We start from the raw sequence: 14,663 nt of genomic DNA, 5'->3' as shown, positions 1-14,663 counted from the left end.
ATTGGTTGGATCGATACACGAGACCGCAATAACATTGCTTCAGCAGTCATATCGGGCAGCCAAACGTTCTGGATTTCGAAAAGCAATTCAAGAGCTTCAATGGAATGAAGAAGGATGGGCTAACACCGAAGAATCAACCTCTTGGAAGGAATTCCTAGAGATAGGAGAGGTTTGGAAAGAAGGAATTATTCCTGATCTTTGGTTTATCGATGAAGACGTTATGTCGGTAATCTGCATTGAAGTTGAACGGGCGAACCCGATTAACGACAGAAAGTTTGAAACATACAAAAATCTGTGGTGGCACTTAGATGAATTCCATTGGGAGTTGCACTTATTGGTGTCAGATCGATGGTGCAATCTGACTCCAGTGCCTGTTCATCGATATACGGCGATGGGAACGGCCGACCTAGAAAAGCACCCCCTAGGTGCTGTCATAAAGGTGGAACGCGAGAAGAATGAAATAATGTTTGAGCTAAGCAAGATATATTGCATCTCTGACATTTCCGCGCGGGCAATGCAAAGAACAGAATGGATAGAAAAATATCCAAGATTTACACTTGAGAAATTTCAAGAGAACACACGTGGCAACTCATGTGAATTGTCATCAGTGGATCGCGCCGGTGGAGGAGATTAGAGAGATGAATATGTCAGGCACGATCCGCACCGGTATCGGCGGCTGGACCTTTGAGCCATGGGAAGGCACATTTTATCCGGAAAAACTGCCGAAGAAGCGCCAGCTGGAGCATGCCAGCCGGCAGCTCACGGCCATAGAGGTGAACGGCACCTATTACAGCAGCCAGAAGCCGGAAACTTTTGCCAAATGGGCTTCCGAAGTGCCCGAGGATTTCGTCTTCTCGCTAAAGGCGAGCCGCTTCGTCACCAACCGCAGGGTTCTGGCCGAGGCCGGTGAATCGATGACGAAGTTTCTGACGCAGGGGCTGACGGAACTCGGGTCCCACCTCGGCCCGATCCTCTGGCAATTCGCGCCGACGAAAAAATTCGACGCGGAGGATTTTGGCGCATTTCTGTCTCTGTTACCGGAGAAGCAGGACGGCATCCGTCTTCGCCATGTCGTCGAGGTGCGCAACGAGACATTTCAGGTTCCGGAATTCATCGATCTTCTCGCCAGGCACAAGGTCGCCGTCGTCTGCGCCGACCATCATGATTATCCGATGCTGCCGGATGTGACGGCCGATTTCGTCTATTGCCGCCTGCAGAAGGGCGAGGACGATATCAAGACCTGTTACCCGAAAAAAGACATCGACCATTGGGCCGAGCGGGTAAAGACCTATGCGAAGGGCGCCGTGCCGGACGATCTGCCGCTGATAGCGCCGGATCGGAAGGTCGAAAAGACACCGCGCGATGTCTTCGCCTTCTTCATCACCGGCGGCAAGGTGAATGCGCCTGTTGGTGCGCAGGAACTGCAAAAGGCGGTCTGAGCGCTTTCAGCCCGCCATGTCTTTCGTCGGGCTGAAATCGATGGCCGCGAAAGCGGCCTCGATCACCTCCGGGCCAGCGCCCGGCCGGGTGGCGTCGCTGGAGAGGATTTGCCGGAAACGGCGCGCGCCGGGCATGCCCTGAAACAGCCCGACCATGTGGCGGGTGACGTGGTTGAGACGTCCGCCTGCGGCGATATAGTCGGCGGCATAGGCCATCATCGCGTCACGCAGCGCTATCCAGTCCGGCTGGCGGGCCTCTTCGCCATAGATGCGATGGTCGACATCGGCAAGAATGGACGTGTTGTGATAAGCGGCACGGCCGAGCATCACACCATCCATATGCTGGAGATGTTCGCTCGCCTGATCGAGATCGGCGATACCGCCATTGATGCCGATAAAGACATCGGAGTTTTCCCGCTTCATGCGATAGACGAGATCATAATCGAGCGGCGGCACTTCGCGGTTTTCCTTCGGCGAAAGCCCCTGCAGCCAGGCTTTTCGCGCATGAACCCAGACCGCGTCCGCGCCCGCCGCAACAACCCGCTTCAGAAAATCCGGCAGAACAGCTTCCGGCTGCTGATCGTCGACCCCGATCCGGCATTTCACCGTAACCGGCACGCTGGCGACAGCCTTCATTGCCGCGACACATTGCGCTACCACCTCCGGCTCGCGCATCAGGCAGGCACCGAATGTGCCGGACTGCACGCGATCCGAGGGACAGCCGACATTGAGGTTGATCTCGTCATATCCGTAATCGCCGGCGATCCGCACCGCCTCGGCGAGCTTGGCCGGATCCGATCCGCCAAGCTGCAGCGCGACGGGATGTTCCCCAGGGTGATAGCCGAGCAGCCTGTCGCGCTGGCCATGGATGATGGCGTCGGCGACGATCATTTCAGTATAAAGCAGCGCGCGCTTCGACAATTGCCGGTGCAGAAACCTGCAGCGGGTATCGGTCCAGTCGATCATGGGGGCCACGGCGAAGATTTTTTCGCCGCTTGCAAGCGCTTGTCTGTACATGGATTAACCTCTTTGCGCCGGCTTCTACAGCAAAGGACCGTAAAAAGCCAGTTTTGCAGTCGGGGTCATTTTGAACTGGAAATCGCCCCGGAATCGCGGGACAAGAATCGCACCGAAAAAGACGACAGGAAATCGACATGGCCACCACCGTCATCCCCGCTCCGAAACCCGTTCTCCTGCCCGTTGAAGGCACGGGCGATCTGTTCCCCGTCCGGCGGGTCTATTGCGTCGGCCGCAATTATGCCGATCACGCTATTGAGATGGGCCACGATCCCTCGCGCGAGCCGCCCTTTTATTTCCAGAAAAACCCGGACAATCTGCTGCCCGCCGGTCAGGACTTCCCCTACCCGCCGCTGTCATCGAATGTGCACTACGAAGTCGAATGTGTCGTGATTCTGAAAAGCGGCGGTGCCGATATCCCGGCGTCCGAGGCACTGGATCATGTCTGGGGTTACGCCGTCGGCATAGACATGACCCGTCGCGACCTTCAGGACGGCCTGAAGAAGATGGGCCGCTCCTGGGAAGGCGCGAAGGCCTTCGAATATTCCGCACCGGTCTCCCCCATCGTCCCGGCAGACAGGATCGGCCATCCCGCTACCGGCGCGATCTGGCTCGACGTCAATGGTGAACGCAAGCAGACGGGCGATCTGGCCCAGATGATCTGGAAGGTGCCGGAAGTGATTGCCGAACTTTCCAAGCTGTTCACGCTTGCCGCTGGCGATGTCATCATGACCGGCACGCCGGCCGGCGTCGGCCCCATCGTGCGTGGCGACCGCATCGAATGCGGCGTCGAGGGTGTCGGCACGCTGGGCGTGACGGTTGCCTGAGGTCGTCAAAAAAACAAAAGGGAGGAGACCACCATGCCGCTTTACCGCCTCGCCGACCGGGTGCCGCAGACCCCTGCGCCTGATCGCTACTGGGTTGCCCCGGATGCCAATGTCATCGGCTCGGTGACGCTCGGTGAGGATGTCGGCATCTGGTTCGGCGCAACGCTGCGCGGCGATAACGAGCCGATCAGCATCGGGCGCGGCACCAATATTCAGGAGGGCGTGATGGTGCATAGCGATCCCGGTTTTCCCGCCGTCATCGGCGAAATGTGCACTATCGGCCACCATGCCATCGTGCATGGCTGCACCATTGGCGACAATTCGCTCATCGGCATGGGCGCGACGATCCTGAACGGCGCGAAGATCGGCCGCAACTGCCTCGTCGGCGCCAATGCGCTGGTGACGGAGGGCAAGGAATTTCCGGACAATTCCCTGATTGTCGGCTCGCCGGCGCGCGCCATCCGCACGCTGGATGATGAGGCCGCCGCGGGGCTTCGCCGCTCGGCCGAAAAATACATCGAAAACTGGAAGCGCTTTTCGAAAGATCTGGCGATAATCGAGGGGTAGGAAACGGCGGGCATCCACGCCCGCCCTGCCATGAGACTAAGACGAGCAGGTGGCGCAGAGGCCGCGAATTTCAATGGTGGTCTTTTCCGCCTTGAACTTGCTGTCCTTCACCCAGCGCTCCAGGCGGTGGTCGATTTCGTGATCGTGAAACTCCGTCACCTGCCCGCAGGATTCGCAGATGGCGAAAGCCACCGTGCCATGGTGGTGCGAGCAGCACTCCGCCTGCGTATGGGTGCAGGCGACAAAGGCGTTGAGGCTCTCGAGCCGGTGCACGAGGCCAAACTCCACCAGCTTTTCCAGCGCCCGGTAAACCTGCAGCGGCGCACGAAAACCCTCATCCCGCAGCTTGTCGAGGATCATATAGGCGCTGAGCGGCTGATGCGCGTTTGAGAGGGCATTCATGACCAGCGACTGGTTCTTGGTGAGGTTCTGCTGGGTCTGTGCATTCATGATTTGCCTCCTTCATCCGCGGCGCGGGAAAAACCCGGCGCCGGTAACAGGCTTATAACGAAGAGGATCACCGCGGCAACCACGATGGATGGGCCGGACGGCGTATCGTAACTGAGCGAGCCGAACAGGCCGCCGACAACGGCGACCGCGCCGATCAACGAAGCCACCACCGCCATCACCTCAGGCGTCGCGGAAAAGCGTCTGGCAGTCGCCGCCGGTATGATGAGCAACGATGTGATGAGCATGATGCCGACCACCTTCATGGCAATGGCTATCACCAGCGCCATCAACAGCGTGAAGATCAGCTTTGCGCGCTCCGGGTTCAAGCCCTCGGCCTCGGCCAACTCCGTATTGACGGTGGAGGCAAGCAGCGACCGCCACAGGAACACCATGGAGACGATGACCACCAGCCCGCCGCCCCAGATCAGGGCGATATCGCTGCGGGTAACGGCGAGAATATCGCCGAACAGGAACGAGACGAGATCGATGCGCACCCAGCTCATGAAAGCGACGATGACGAGACCGATCGCCAGCGCCGAATGGGACAAGATGCCAAGCAATGCATCGGCGGAAAGCGCCTGACGCCGTTGCAAAAAGAGCAGCAGGATCGAAACCGCCGACGCTACCAAAAAGACGCTGACGATGAGGTTCAGCTGCAACAGCAGCGACAGCGCGACGCCGAGCAGCGCCGAATGGGCCATCGTATCGCCGAAATAGGCCATGCGCCGCCAGACGACGAAACAGCCGAGAGGACCGGCAGTGAGCGCAACGCCGATACCGGCGACCATGGCGCGAACGAAGAAATCGTCAAACATGGCGCTCTCCCTGCCGCTGGCCGGGAGGCGTATGGCCCTCGTGCTCATGCTCATGCTCATGGCCGCAGCCGCAGTCGTCATGGCTGTCGTGATGGTGGCCGTGGTCATGCATATGATGGTGCCCATCTTCGGGATGGCAATGATCGGTCACCGAACCATCCGCATGCTGCACCCGGCCATCGGGCAGATGGGTATGATCGTGATGGTGGCTATAGACGGCAAGCGCCTTGGCAGCCGAGCCGCCGAACAGCCGCATATATTCCGGGCTCTGGCTCACCGCCTGCGGCGTGCCCCGGCAGCACACATGGCCGTTCAGGCATATGACGGTGTCGGTTTCCGCCATCACCACATGCAGGTCATGCGATATTAACAGAATTCCGCAATTATTTGAATTTCTGATATTTTTTATCAGATCATAGAGGGCTATCTCGCCGGAGAAATCGACACCCTGCACGGGCTCGTCTAGAACCAGCAGATCGGGTTTGCGGGCGATGGCGCGGGCCAGAAGAGCGCGCTGGAACTCGCCGCCGGAAAGGTGCTGGACCTCGGCATTGGCGAGATGCGCAATGCCCGTCGCATTCAGCGCCGCGTCGATTTCACGGGCTGGCAGCGGCCCGGTCAGCGTCATCAGCCGCCGCACCGAAAGCGGCATGGTCCAGTCCACGGAAAGCTTCTGCGGCACATAACCGACCTTCAGACCGGCAATGCGCGAAACCTCGCCCTCGGTCGGCTTCACCACGCCGATCGCCATTTTCGCGCTGGTGGATTTGCCGGAACCATTCGGCCCGATCAGCGTGACGATCTCGCCTTTGCTGACGGAAAACTCCACGCCACGCACCAGCCAGTGGCCGTTACGCTGCACGCCGGCATTGGCAAGGGAAACAAGTATCTCTTTGCCCCGATGGGCGGAATGAAGCATGGGATTGTCCGTTCGGCGATGTTGCTTACCGCTATTGCATACGTTATAGAGTTACGCAATAAATGTAATAACATAACTATACTTCTTCAAGTGGAGTGCATTTCATGAAATCGTTCCTGATCCCGCTCATGGCATCGGTGGCAATAGCGGCCGCCGCTTCCGGCGCCACCGCCGCGCCCGATGTCGTGGTCTCGATCAAGCCCGTCCATTCCCTCGTCGCCGCCATCATGCGGGGCGTCGGCGAACCGCAGCTCATTGTCGACGGCGCGGCTTCGCCGCATACCTATAATCTCAGACCGTCCAATGCCCGCAAACTGGAAAAGGCCGACGTGGTCTTCTGGGTTGGGCCGGGACTGGAAGCATTCCTGGAAAAGCCGCTCGAAGCGCTTGCCAGCAGGGCGACCGTGGTGGAACTGGAAGACGCAAAGGGTCTGGAAAAGCTGCCCTTCCGCGAAGGCGGCCCCTTTGAAGCACACGACCATGGCGATGAAGGCCACGAGGCGCATGACGGCCACGCCGAAGAGGAAGGCGCGCACGATCATGGACACGACCATGCGGAGGGTCACGAAGGCCATGACCACGGTGCATACGACACCCATCTCTGGCTCGATCCCGCCAATGCCAAGGCCATGGCGCAGACGATGGAAACCGCGCTGATCGCCGCCGATGCCGGCAATGCCGCGACCTATCAGGCCAATACCAAAAAACTGATCGACGACCTCGATGCGCTCGACGCCGAACTCAAGGAAACGATCAAGCCGGTGAAGGACAAGCCCTTCATCGTCTTCCACGATGCCTATCAATATTTCGAGCATCGTTACGGCGTGAAGACGGCGGGGTCGATCACCGTCAGCCCCGAAACCCTGCCGGGTGCGGACCGCGTCAAGCAGACGCAGGAAAAGGTTCGCCAGCTCGGCGCAACCTGCGTTTTCGCTGAACCGCAATTCGAGCCGAAGCTGATTTCGGTCATCACCGAAGGCACCGCGGCGAAATCGGCGACGCTCGATCCGGAAGCAGCGACACTGGAACCCGGCCCAGACCTCTATTTCAAGCTGATGCGCGGCATTGCAGGCTCGCTGAAGGATTGCCTGTCCTGATGCACATTGCCGCCCCTAACGCCACGGTTCCGTCATTCCGGTTTTGAACCGGAATGCGGCCGAAGCGCGAATGATCGGAATAATACATATTTCAAACCAGTTACTTGCGCTTGAAATATAAAGTACCGCATAAGGAAACGAGGCGCGACAATCGCTGGGTGGAGACGTCGCGCCATCAATCGCAAAGCGGCTCGTTACGGCTTCGGTGCCATTGAAGACCAGACAGGGCTGCTGATGCTCTGCAGGGTTTCCGGCGGCGCGCCGTTGATGCGCGCCAGAAGGGCCTTTGCAAGCTCCCTGCCCGCCAACTTGATATCCTCATTGACGGTGTGGATCTGCGGCTTGATCCAGTTCAGAAACTCGGCGGACTGCTTCGAGACGATATCGATATCTTCGCCGATTTTTACACCTGCCGCTTCGAAACCCGCCACCAGTGCAATGGTGCTGCTGCCGCTGATCGAAACGATGCCGTCGGGACGATCATCGGATTGCATCAGCCGCTGGCCGAAATCGCGGATTTTTTCGAGCGGCGTTTCGATGGTGATGGCATCCAGCGGAAATTCGCTAAGGCCGAAATCCCTGATCGCCCTCGTGAATCCCTTGCGGGCGTGATCGTGGAACGAAAACCGCGATGGCGGCACGACGACGGCGATCCTTTTACGCCCGCATTGCGCCAGCCGCTCGACCGCCTCATAGGCATAGGCCTCGTTATCGAAATCGTGAAAGGCATGGTCGATGCCCATATCGGACCGCCCATGGGTGACGAAGGGCATGTTGCGCTCGGTCATGAAACGAACGCGCGGATCGTTGGGCTCGATCTTCGAAATAATGACTCCATCCGCCGAACCGGTATCGAGAATATAGCGGATCGGCACCATGGAATCCTTGGCATGGATGTGGGGCGTCACGACCAGATGATATTGTGTCGTGGAAAGAACCTCGGTGATGCCGAAGACCATCTGGCTGGTGAAACCCATCAGTTCTTCATCGACGCTCAGCACAAGGGCAATCACATTGGTCTTGCCGGTGCGAAGGCGCACCCCGGCGCGGTTTGGCTGGTAACCGATCTGCCGGGCGATCAGCCGCACGCGCTCCTTGGTTTCAGCGCCGATATCGGGCGCATCCTTCAGTGCGCGCGAGACGGTGGTGATGCCGAGACCCGTCATATAGGCGATTGTCTTCAAGGTCGGACGCTCGCCCGTGGTCGCGGGTATGTCGTCCCTGCCGGATTTACCAGTATCGTTCATGTCATTTCGCCACGCTTTACCGAACGATAATCATAGATAGCTTTTGCTCCGTTGCAAAGGCAAAGGTCTGCGGTCTAAGGCGGGTCTTGTCCGGCTATCCGCCAATTCAGCTAAAACGATATAGGTCCGGAAAATATTTCCCGACTGCGATCCTTTTCTTACGGGGCCAAAAGTCCGAATATCATGGGATAAAAATCCTCATTTTGAAGATTAAAAAACTTACATAAAATACTAATATAAAATGAAAAAACTCACGAATTACTGAGCGAGAAAACGTCATTATCAAGACCCGGCCTCCCCCGGAATTTTTCATGTTACAGATTGTCACTCAAAGGAATGACGGAACGATTGTTTTACGGTAACGTTGCCGAAGGGAGGAAATCGCAAAGCCGGATAAATGTGAGGCAGCCGCTTTGCGAGCATCCATTCTCCCCAGATTCTGACACAAGCCTGCACCATGATGCAGGCCAGTCTTCTTCGAATTCATATTATGCAGGGTCCGATTATGATTTCTTCTTCCTCGCCCGAAACCGTCATCGATCTGGCCGGGTCCTGGCGCTTGACCTCGGTGGAAGGAGACCACGCCACCCAGCTTTCCGTACCGGGCGATATTCACACCGCGCTCAAAATTGCGGGCATCATTCCAGATCCCTATCACGGCGCCAATGAGAAGGCGGTACAATGGGTCGCACAGCAGGACTGGATCCTCGAGCGCACATTCATTCTCGATGAGGCGGATGCCAGCTGGTATCTCGATATCGATTACCTCGACACCGTCGCCATCGTCTTCGTCAACGACATTCCGGTCCTGAGCGCCGACAATTGTTTCCGCCGTTACCGCCCGGATGTTTCGCGGGCTGTGCGGCCGGGTGAAAACACCATCCGCATCCATTTCCATTCCAACATCGCGGCCGGCGCGGAACGGCAGGCGCGCCAGCCTTTTTATATTCCCTATCACCCAGGCAATTCGCCGATTGCCAATGGCAACATGCTGCGCAAGCCGCAATGCCATTTCGGCTGGGACTGGAATATCGCGATTGCCCCGCTCGGCCTTTACGGCAAAATCCTGCTGAAGCGCCTCGATACAGCCCGCATCGAACATGTCGTCACGTCACAGCACCATGTCGAAGGCGGTGTGGAACTGCATGTGGCCGTCACGCTGTTTGCCGAAGGCCCCGCGAGCTTACCGGTCTATCTGTCGCTGAATGACGAGAGGCTCAGGCTCGATTGCGGCGTCGGCGCCGGCGAAACGGTGGTGCGTCACGTCTTCTTCATGGAAAATCCGGAGCTCTGGTGGCCAGCCGGCAGTGGCGAACAGACGCTCTACGAGCTGACGGTGGAATTGCCCGATGAGACCGTGACCCGGCAGATCGGCTTCAGAACCATCGAGCTTCTGACGGACAAGGACGAGGCCGGCAGCCGCTTTGCCTTCCGCATCAACGGCCGGGAAATCTTCTGCCGCGGCGCCAACTGGATCCCCGCCGATGCGCTTTATTCGCTCGCCAGCCGGGAAAAGACCGAAGACCTTCTCTGCTCCGCGGTCGAGGCCAATATGAACATGATCCGCGTCTGGGGCGGCGGGTTCTATGAGGAAGACTGGTTCTACGATCTCTGCGACCGTCTCGGCCTGCTGGTCTGGCAGGACTTCATGTTCGCCTGCAATCTCTATCCCTGCAGCGAGGATTTCCTCGACAATGTCGAACACGAGGTCGATTATCAGGTGAAACGCCTCTCCTCCCATCCCTCCATCGCGCTCTGGTGCGGTGATAACGAGCTGGTGGGTGCGCTGACATGGTTCGATGAATCCCGCAACAATCGCGACCGTTATCTCGTGGCCTATGACCGCCTGAACCGCACCATCGAACGGGCCCTGAAAAAAGCCGCTCCCGAAGCGCACTGGTGGCCATCGAGCCCCGCCTCCGGTTATCTCGATTATGGCGATGCCTGGCATGCTGATGGTTCCGGCGACATGCATTACTGGTCCGTCTGGCACGAGAACAAGTCGTTCGACAATTATCGTTCGGTGAAACCGCGCTTCTGCTCCGAATTCGGGTTCCAGTCCTATACATCCATGCCCGTCATCCGCACCTACGCGGAAGACCGGGACATGAACATCGCCTCCCCGGTCATTGAGCTGCACCAGAAGAATGTCGGCGGCAATGAGCGGATTGCGGGCACCATGTTCCGCTATTTCCGCTTCCCGAAGGATTTCGAGAATTTCGTTTATCTCAGTCAGGTCCAGCAGGCGCTGGCGATCCGCACGGCTGTCGATTACTGGCGCTCGCTCAAGCCTCATTGCATGGGCACGCTTTATTGGCAGCTGAACGACACCTGGCCGGTCGCCTCATGGTCGAGCCTCGATTATGGCGGCGGCTGGAAAGCGCTGCATTATGCCGCCCGCCGTTTCTTCCAGCAGGTCACGGTCTCGGCCTTCCCTTCAGAAGATGGACGCCGGGTGAGCTTCTCCATGGTCAACGACACGGCGGAGGATGTGGAAATCGACATGAACATCGTCGCCCTGACCATGGACGGCAACCGCGTGCCGCTGAAATCCGCCAACGGCACCTGCGCGACCGACAGGGCTGCGATATTGACCGATATCGACATGGACAGCCTGCCTGACGGCGCCGTCCTCGCCTGGAATTTCATCGCTTCCAACGGCATGACCGGCGAAGGGCACCATGTGCGCGATAGCTACAAGGCGCTGGAGCTTCAGCCAGCAGGCCTGACATTCACCACCAGCACATTGAAAAACGGCCAGTTCGAAATCGATGTCACCGCCACCGGTCTCGCCCTCTTCGTCATGCTGGAGGCAGATCAGCCCGGACGTTATTCCGACAACCTCTTCGATCTCGCCGCCGGCGAAACGCGCCGTATCATCTTCACCCCGAAAGCGGACGGCCCCCAGCCGCATTTCCGCATCTTCGATCTTCATACCTGCCAATCCTCGCCCAATCCCGGCATTGAAAGCATGCGGAGAAAGGCATAACCATCCCTCTCGGGAATGACAGGTGAACCCACGCCTGTCTTCATCAGTTCAAAAGGCTGCCGGGTTCTCCGGCAGCCAGTCATCAGCAAGCGGAGGAAGACCCATGGTTTGGCAACCGGCCGAAAACCGATATGCGTCCATGAAATATAATCATTGCGGCAAGACCGGCCTGAAGCTGCCGGCGATTTCGCTCGGGCTCTGGCACAATTTCGGCAACGACACGCCGCACCAGACCAAACAGGCCATTTGCCGCCGCGCTTTCGATCTCGGCATCACCCATTTCGATCTCGCCAACAATTACGGCCCGCCGCCCGGCAGTGCCGAAACCGCCTTCGGTGAAATCCTGAAGACGGATTTCAGAGGGTATCGCGACGAGATGATCATCTCCTCCAAGGCCGGTTACAACATGTGGCCCGGCCCTTACGGTGAATGGGGCAGCCGCAAATATCTTATCTCCTCCTGCGACCAGAGCCTGAGGCGCATGGGCCTGGACTACGTCGATATTTTCTACTCCCACCGTTTCGACCCCAATACGCCGCTTGAGGAAACCTGCGGCGCGCTGGACCAGATCGTGCGCTCGGGCAAGGCGCTTTATGTCGGCATCTCGTCCTACAATTCGAAGCGCACCCGTGAGGCCGCCGCGATCCTGAAGGACCTCGGCACGCCCTGCATCATCCACCAGCCGAGCTATTCGATGATCAACCGCTGGATCGAGGAAGACGGTCTCGTCGACACGCTGGAAGAACTGGGCATCGGCTCCATCGTCTTTTCGCCGCTGGCGCAGGGCATGTTGACGACGAAATATCTCGGCGGCGTGCCGCAGGGTAGCCGCGCATCGCAGAGCAAGTCGCTGAACCCGGCCTTCCTCAACGAGCGCAATGTCGAAAACATCCGTGCACTCAACAGCATTGCCGAGCGGCGCGGCCAGACGCTGGCGCAGATGGCGATTGCCTGGGTTCTGCGCGGCGGCCGCATCACCTCGGCGCTGATCGGCGCAAGCCGTGTCGAACAGGTCGAGGATTGCGTGAAGGCGCTCGACAAGCCGGATTTCACGGCCGAAGAGCTTGCGGAAATCGACCGTTACGCCAAAGAAGCGGATATCAACCTCTGGGCAAAATCCGCCGAACGCGTCTGACTGAGGAGAGACCGCCCGGTTTCGCCGGGCGGTCTGCACACTGCAAAAGCCGGGCCAAAAACCTCAAAACAAAAGATTAACTCCCACCCCTAACCGTTAATAACCATTACATAAATGTAATTTTAAATTCAGTTTCCGTTCATTCGTTTATTCGTAAGTTCTCCTCATCGAAACACGAGAGGAAACTTCCATGAAAAAGTTCGTCACCATTCTTCTGGCCGCTACCGTTCTCGCCGCTCCGATGGCTCAGGCCCAAAGCCGCCACGACGATCGCCATCGCGGCGTTACCGTCGAGCGTCAGGTCACCACCAAGAAGGTCATCGTCAAGAAGCACCGCTGGGATCGCGGCCAGCGCCTTTCGGCCCGTGAGCGCCGCAACATGGTAGACCGTCGTGACTACCGCCGTTACCACCTCGCAGAACCGCGCCGCGACCAGCGCTGGGTCCGCGTCGACAACCAGTTCCTGCTCATCAACGCCGTCAGCGGCCTGATCGTCGGCCTCGCCGCCGCCCGCTAATCCAGGCATCGATGAAATGAAAAAGGCCCGCTCGCGCGGGCCTTTTGTCGTTTGTCGTTTCAGCCGATCAAAAAATGTCGGCGCCGCTGCCCCACGGGCCGTGTGGCTTGTCCACACCGTCGGTGCGTTCGAAACCATGGGCGCCGAAGAAGTCGCGCTGCGCCTGAATGAGGTTGGCGCTGCCGCGGCCACGGCGATAGGCGTCGAAATAACCGAGCGCCGAAGCCAGCGCCGAAACCGGCAGGCCGGAGAGAACGGCATAGGAAACAACACGGCGCAGCGGCGCGTCGGTATCCTTGACGATGCCCGCAAAGGCAGGCGTCACGATGAGGTTGGCCACATGCGGGTCCTTGGTGAAGGCCGACGTGATCTCATCGAGGAATTCCGAGCGGATGATGCAACCGGCGCGCCAGATGCGGGCAATCGTCGGCATCGGCAGGTTCCAGTTGAACTCCTTGGAAGCGGCCGACATGATGGCGAAGCCCTGCGCATAAGCACCGACCTTGGCAGCCAGAAGCGCGTTTTCCAGATCGGCGATGAAGGCTTTTTTGTCGGCGGGCGCCGGGGCAACGGTCGGCAGGCCGAAGATCTTCTCGGCAGCTTCACGCTCGTCCTTCTGCGAAGAGAGAATACGGGCAGCCACGGCGGCTTCGATGGCGGTAGCGGCGACGCCCATGTTCTGCGCCTCGATGACCGACCACTTGCCGGTGCCCTTCTGGCCGGCCTTGTCGAGGATCAGATCGACCATCGGCTTGCCGGTGATCGGATCGGCGGCGCGCAGAACCTTCTCGGTGATTTCGATCAGGTAGGAATTCAGGCGGCCCTTGTTCCATTCTGCGAAAACATCGGCGATTTCGACGGCGCTCATCTTCAGGCCGTCCCGCAGGATGCCGTAGATTTCGGCGATCATCTGCATGTCGGCATATTCGATGCCGTTATGGATGGTCTTGACGAAATGGCCGGCGCCGTCATTGCCGAGCCATGCCACGCACGGATCGTTGTTGTACTTGGCGGAAATGGAAGTCAGCACCTTCTCGACGCGCTTCCAGCTGTCCTCGGTGCCACCGACCATGATCGACGGTCCATGACGCGCACCTTCTTCACCGCCGGAAACGCCCATGCCGATAAAGGTCAGGCCGCTATCCTTCAGATTGTCGAAACGGCGGATCGTATCGCGGAAATTCGCATTGCCGGCATCGATCATGATGTCGCCGTTGGCGAGATGCGGTTTCAGGATTTCCATCTGCTGGTCGACCGGATCGCCGGCCTTGATCATGATGATGATCGGGCGCGGAGGACGAATGGCGGCGACGAATTCCTCGATGGTTTCGCAGGGAATGATCTGGCCCTGCAGGTCGCCTGCATCGGCGTAGAATTTTCGTGTAACTTCCGGGGTTCGGTTGAATACGGCAATCTTGTTGCCCTTTTCAGCGATGTTCAACGCCAGGTTCGAGCCCATGACGCCGAGACCGATCAAACCGATTTCTGCCTGTTCCACGGATGTGCCTCCATCTTGCTTTTAGGTGGTCGTGTTGTGGCACTGTAATGAACAAACGGCAAGGCTGGGGGCGACTGAAACGATTAAATTTTGATGACGCAAATCAGCTTTGCATATTTGCGACAGGTCGAGGCCGGTTCAAAACG

14 protein-coding genes are annotated in these 14,663 nt (G+C 58.5%); 8 read left to right on the top strand and 6 right to left on the bottom strand.

Going from position 1 to position 14,663, the window contains the following annotated elements; all coding sequences use genetic code 11:
* The first annotated feature begins 1 nt into the window (after position 1).
* Positions 2-634 carry a hypothetical protein gene (locus ACQZ5G_RS02480; RefSeq protein ID WP_035240802.1) on the top strand — a complete coding sequence of 211 codons (633 nt, stop codon included), beginning with the start codon at positions 2-4 and terminating at the stop codon, positions 632-634.
* A 4-nt stretch (positions 635-638) separates the two neighbouring features.
* The gene (locus tag ACQZ5G_RS02475) at positions 639-1,439 is read left to right on the top strand and encodes a DUF72 domain-containing protein (protein WP_448736876.1); all 801 of its coding nucleotides are present in this window, start codon (positions 639-641) and stop codon (positions 1,437-1,439) included.
* Positions 1,440-1,445: 6 nt separating this feature from the next.
* On the opposite strand, the gene dusA is transcribed toward ACQZ5G_RS02475, so the two are convergent.
* Positions 1,446-2,456 (bottom strand): tRNA dihydrouridine(20/20a) synthase DusA, encoded by a 1,011-nt coding sequence (gene dusA / locus ACQZ5G_RS02470; protein ID WP_448736875.1) that lies wholly within the window; start codon positions 2,454-2,456, stop codon positions 1,446-1,448.
* Between the two features lie 137 nt (positions 2,457-2,593).
* Between dusA and ACQZ5G_RS02465 the strand changes: the two genes are divergently transcribed.
* Complete coding sequence (locus ACQZ5G_RS02465) at positions 2,594-3,283, top strand: fumarylacetoacetate hydrolase family protein (protein WP_448736874.1); 690 nt, start codon at positions 2,594-2,596, stop codon at positions 3,281-3,283.
* A gap of 33 nt (positions 3,284-3,316) precedes the next feature.
* Positions 3,317-3,850, top strand: a complete 534-nt coding sequence (locus ACQZ5G_RS02460; protein ID WP_003525039.1) for a gamma carbonic anhydrase family protein — start codon at positions 3,317-3,319, stop codon at positions 3,848-3,850.
* Positions 3,851-3,886: 36 nt separating this feature from the next.
* On the opposite strand, the gene zur is transcribed toward ACQZ5G_RS02460, so the two are convergent.
* The 3 genes from zur to znuC are packed head-to-tail and all read right to left on the bottom strand — an operon-like array spanning position 3,887 to position 6,034.
* Positions 3,887-4,300, bottom strand: a complete 414-nt coding sequence (gene zur / locus ACQZ5G_RS02455; RefSeq protein ID WP_003525037.1) for a zinc uptake transcriptional repressor Zur — start codon at positions 4,298-4,300, stop codon at positions 3,887-3,889.
* Positions 4,297-5,115, bottom strand: coding sequence for a zinc ABC transporter permease subunit ZnuB (znuB, locus tag ACQZ5G_RS02450; protein WP_020809931.1), 819 nt, complete (start codon positions 5,113-5,115; stop codon positions 4,297-4,299). The genes zur and znuB overlap by 4 nt, the downstream gene beginning before the upstream one ends.
* A complete protein-coding gene (gene znuC, locus ACQZ5G_RS02445) occupies positions 5,108-6,034 on the bottom strand; it encodes a zinc ABC transporter ATP-binding protein ZnuC (RefSeq protein ID WP_448736873.1) in 927 nt (308 codons plus the stop codon). The genes znuB and znuC overlap by 8 nt, the downstream gene beginning before the upstream one ends.
* A 104-nt stretch (positions 6,035-6,138) precedes the next feature.
* Here znuC and znuA point away from each other — a divergent pair, with 104 nt between their 5' ends.
* The gene (znuA, locus tag ACQZ5G_RS02440; protein WP_448736872.1) at positions 6,139-7,131 is read left to right on the top strand and encodes a zinc ABC transporter substrate-binding protein ZnuA; all 993 of its coding nucleotides are present in this window, start codon (positions 6,139-6,141) and stop codon (positions 7,129-7,131) included.
* A 194-nt stretch (positions 7,132-7,325) separates the two neighbouring features.
* On the opposite strand, the gene ACQZ5G_RS02435 is transcribed toward znuA, so the two are convergent.
* Positions 7,326-8,378: a LacI family transcriptional regulator gene (locus ACQZ5G_RS02435; RefSeq protein WP_448736871.1), complete on the bottom strand. Its 1,053-nt coding sequence runs from the start codon at positions 8,376-8,378 to the stop codon at positions 7,326-7,328.
* A 490-nt stretch (positions 8,379-8,868) separates the two neighbouring features.
* Between ACQZ5G_RS02435 and ACQZ5G_RS02430 the strand changes: the two genes are divergently transcribed.
* The 3 genes from ACQZ5G_RS02430 (at position 8,869) to ACQZ5G_RS02420 (ending at position 13,019) form a co-directional block, all read left to right on the top strand.
* A complete protein-coding gene (locus tag ACQZ5G_RS02430) occupies positions 8,869-11,367 on the top strand; it encodes a beta-mannosidase (protein WP_448736870.1) in 2,499 nt (832 codons plus the stop codon).
* Between the two features lie 103 nt (positions 11,368-11,470).
* The gene (gene mgrA, locus ACQZ5G_RS02425; RefSeq protein WP_448736869.1) at positions 11,471-12,502 is read left to right on the top strand and encodes an L-glyceraldehyde 3-phosphate reductase; all 1,032 of its coding nucleotides are present in this window, start codon (positions 11,471-11,473) and stop codon (positions 12,500-12,502) included.
* A gap of 190 nt (positions 12,503-12,692) precedes the next feature.
* The gene (locus ACQZ5G_RS02420; RefSeq protein WP_003525025.1) at positions 12,693-13,019 is read left to right on the top strand and encodes an RcnB family protein; all 327 of its coding nucleotides are present in this window, start codon (positions 12,693-12,695) and stop codon (positions 13,017-13,019) included.
* A gap of 67 nt (positions 13,020-13,086) precedes the next feature.
* Here ACQZ5G_RS02420 and gndA read toward each other — a convergent pair whose 3' ends face one another.
* A complete protein-coding gene (gene gndA / locus ACQZ5G_RS02415) occupies positions 13,087-14,517 on the bottom strand; it encodes an NADP-dependent phosphogluconate dehydrogenase (RefSeq protein WP_448736868.1) in 1,431 nt (476 codons plus the stop codon).
* Between the last annotated feature and the right edge of the window lie 146 nt (positions 14,518-14,663).

This window comes from Agrobacterium sp. 22-214-1 (assembly GCF_053522465.1).
Note: the sequence above shows the minus strand (reverse complement) of the source record. Positions and strands in the feature narration are given on the sequence as shown.

Excerpts from the sequence above, each read along its gene's own strand:
- dusA (WP_448736875.1), bottom strand. The coding sequence starts at position 2,456 with ATGTACAGACAAGCGCTTGCAAGCGGCGAAAAAATCTTCGCCGTGGCC.
- znuB (WP_020809931.1), bottom strand. The coding sequence starts at position 5,115 with ATGTTTGACGATTTCTTCGTTCGCGCCATGGTCGCCGGTATCGGCGTT.
- mgrA (WP_448736869.1), top strand. The coding sequence starts at position 11,471 with ATGGTTTGGCAACCGGCCGAAAACCGATATGCGTCCATGAAATATAAT.
- znuC (WP_448736873.1), bottom strand. The coding sequence starts at position 6,034 with ATGCTTCATTCCGCCCATCGGGGCAAAGAGATACTTGTTTCCCTTGCC.
- ACQZ5G_RS02430 (WP_448736870.1), top strand. The coding sequence starts at position 8,869 with ATGCAGGGTCCGATTATGATTTCTTCTTCCTCGCCCGAAACCGTCATC.
- ACQZ5G_RS02435 (WP_448736871.1), bottom strand. The coding sequence starts at position 8,378 with ATGAACGATACTGGTAAATCCGGCAGGGACGACATACCCGCGACCACG.
- ACQZ5G_RS02475 (WP_448736876.1), top strand. The coding sequence starts at position 639 with ATGAATATGTCAGGCACGATCCGCACCGGTATCGGCGGCTGGACCTTT.
- ACQZ5G_RS02460 (WP_003525039.1), top strand. The coding sequence starts at position 3,317 with ATGCCGCTTTACCGCCTCGCCGACCGGGTGCCGCAGACCCCTGCGCCT.
- zur (WP_003525037.1), bottom strand. The coding sequence starts at position 4,300 with ATGAATGCACAGACCCAGCAGAACCTCACCAAGAACCAGTCGCTGGTC.
- znuA (WP_448736872.1), top strand. The coding sequence starts at position 6,139 with ATGAAATCGTTCCTGATCCCGCTCATGGCATCGGTGGCAATAGCGGCC.
- ACQZ5G_RS02465 (WP_448736874.1), top strand. The coding sequence starts at position 2,594 with ATGGCCACCACCGTCATCCCCGCTCCGAAACCCGTTCTCCTGCCCGTT.
- ACQZ5G_RS02420 (WP_003525025.1), top strand. The coding sequence starts at position 12,693 with ATGAAAAAGTTCGTCACCATTCTTCTGGCCGCTACCGTTCTCGCCGCT.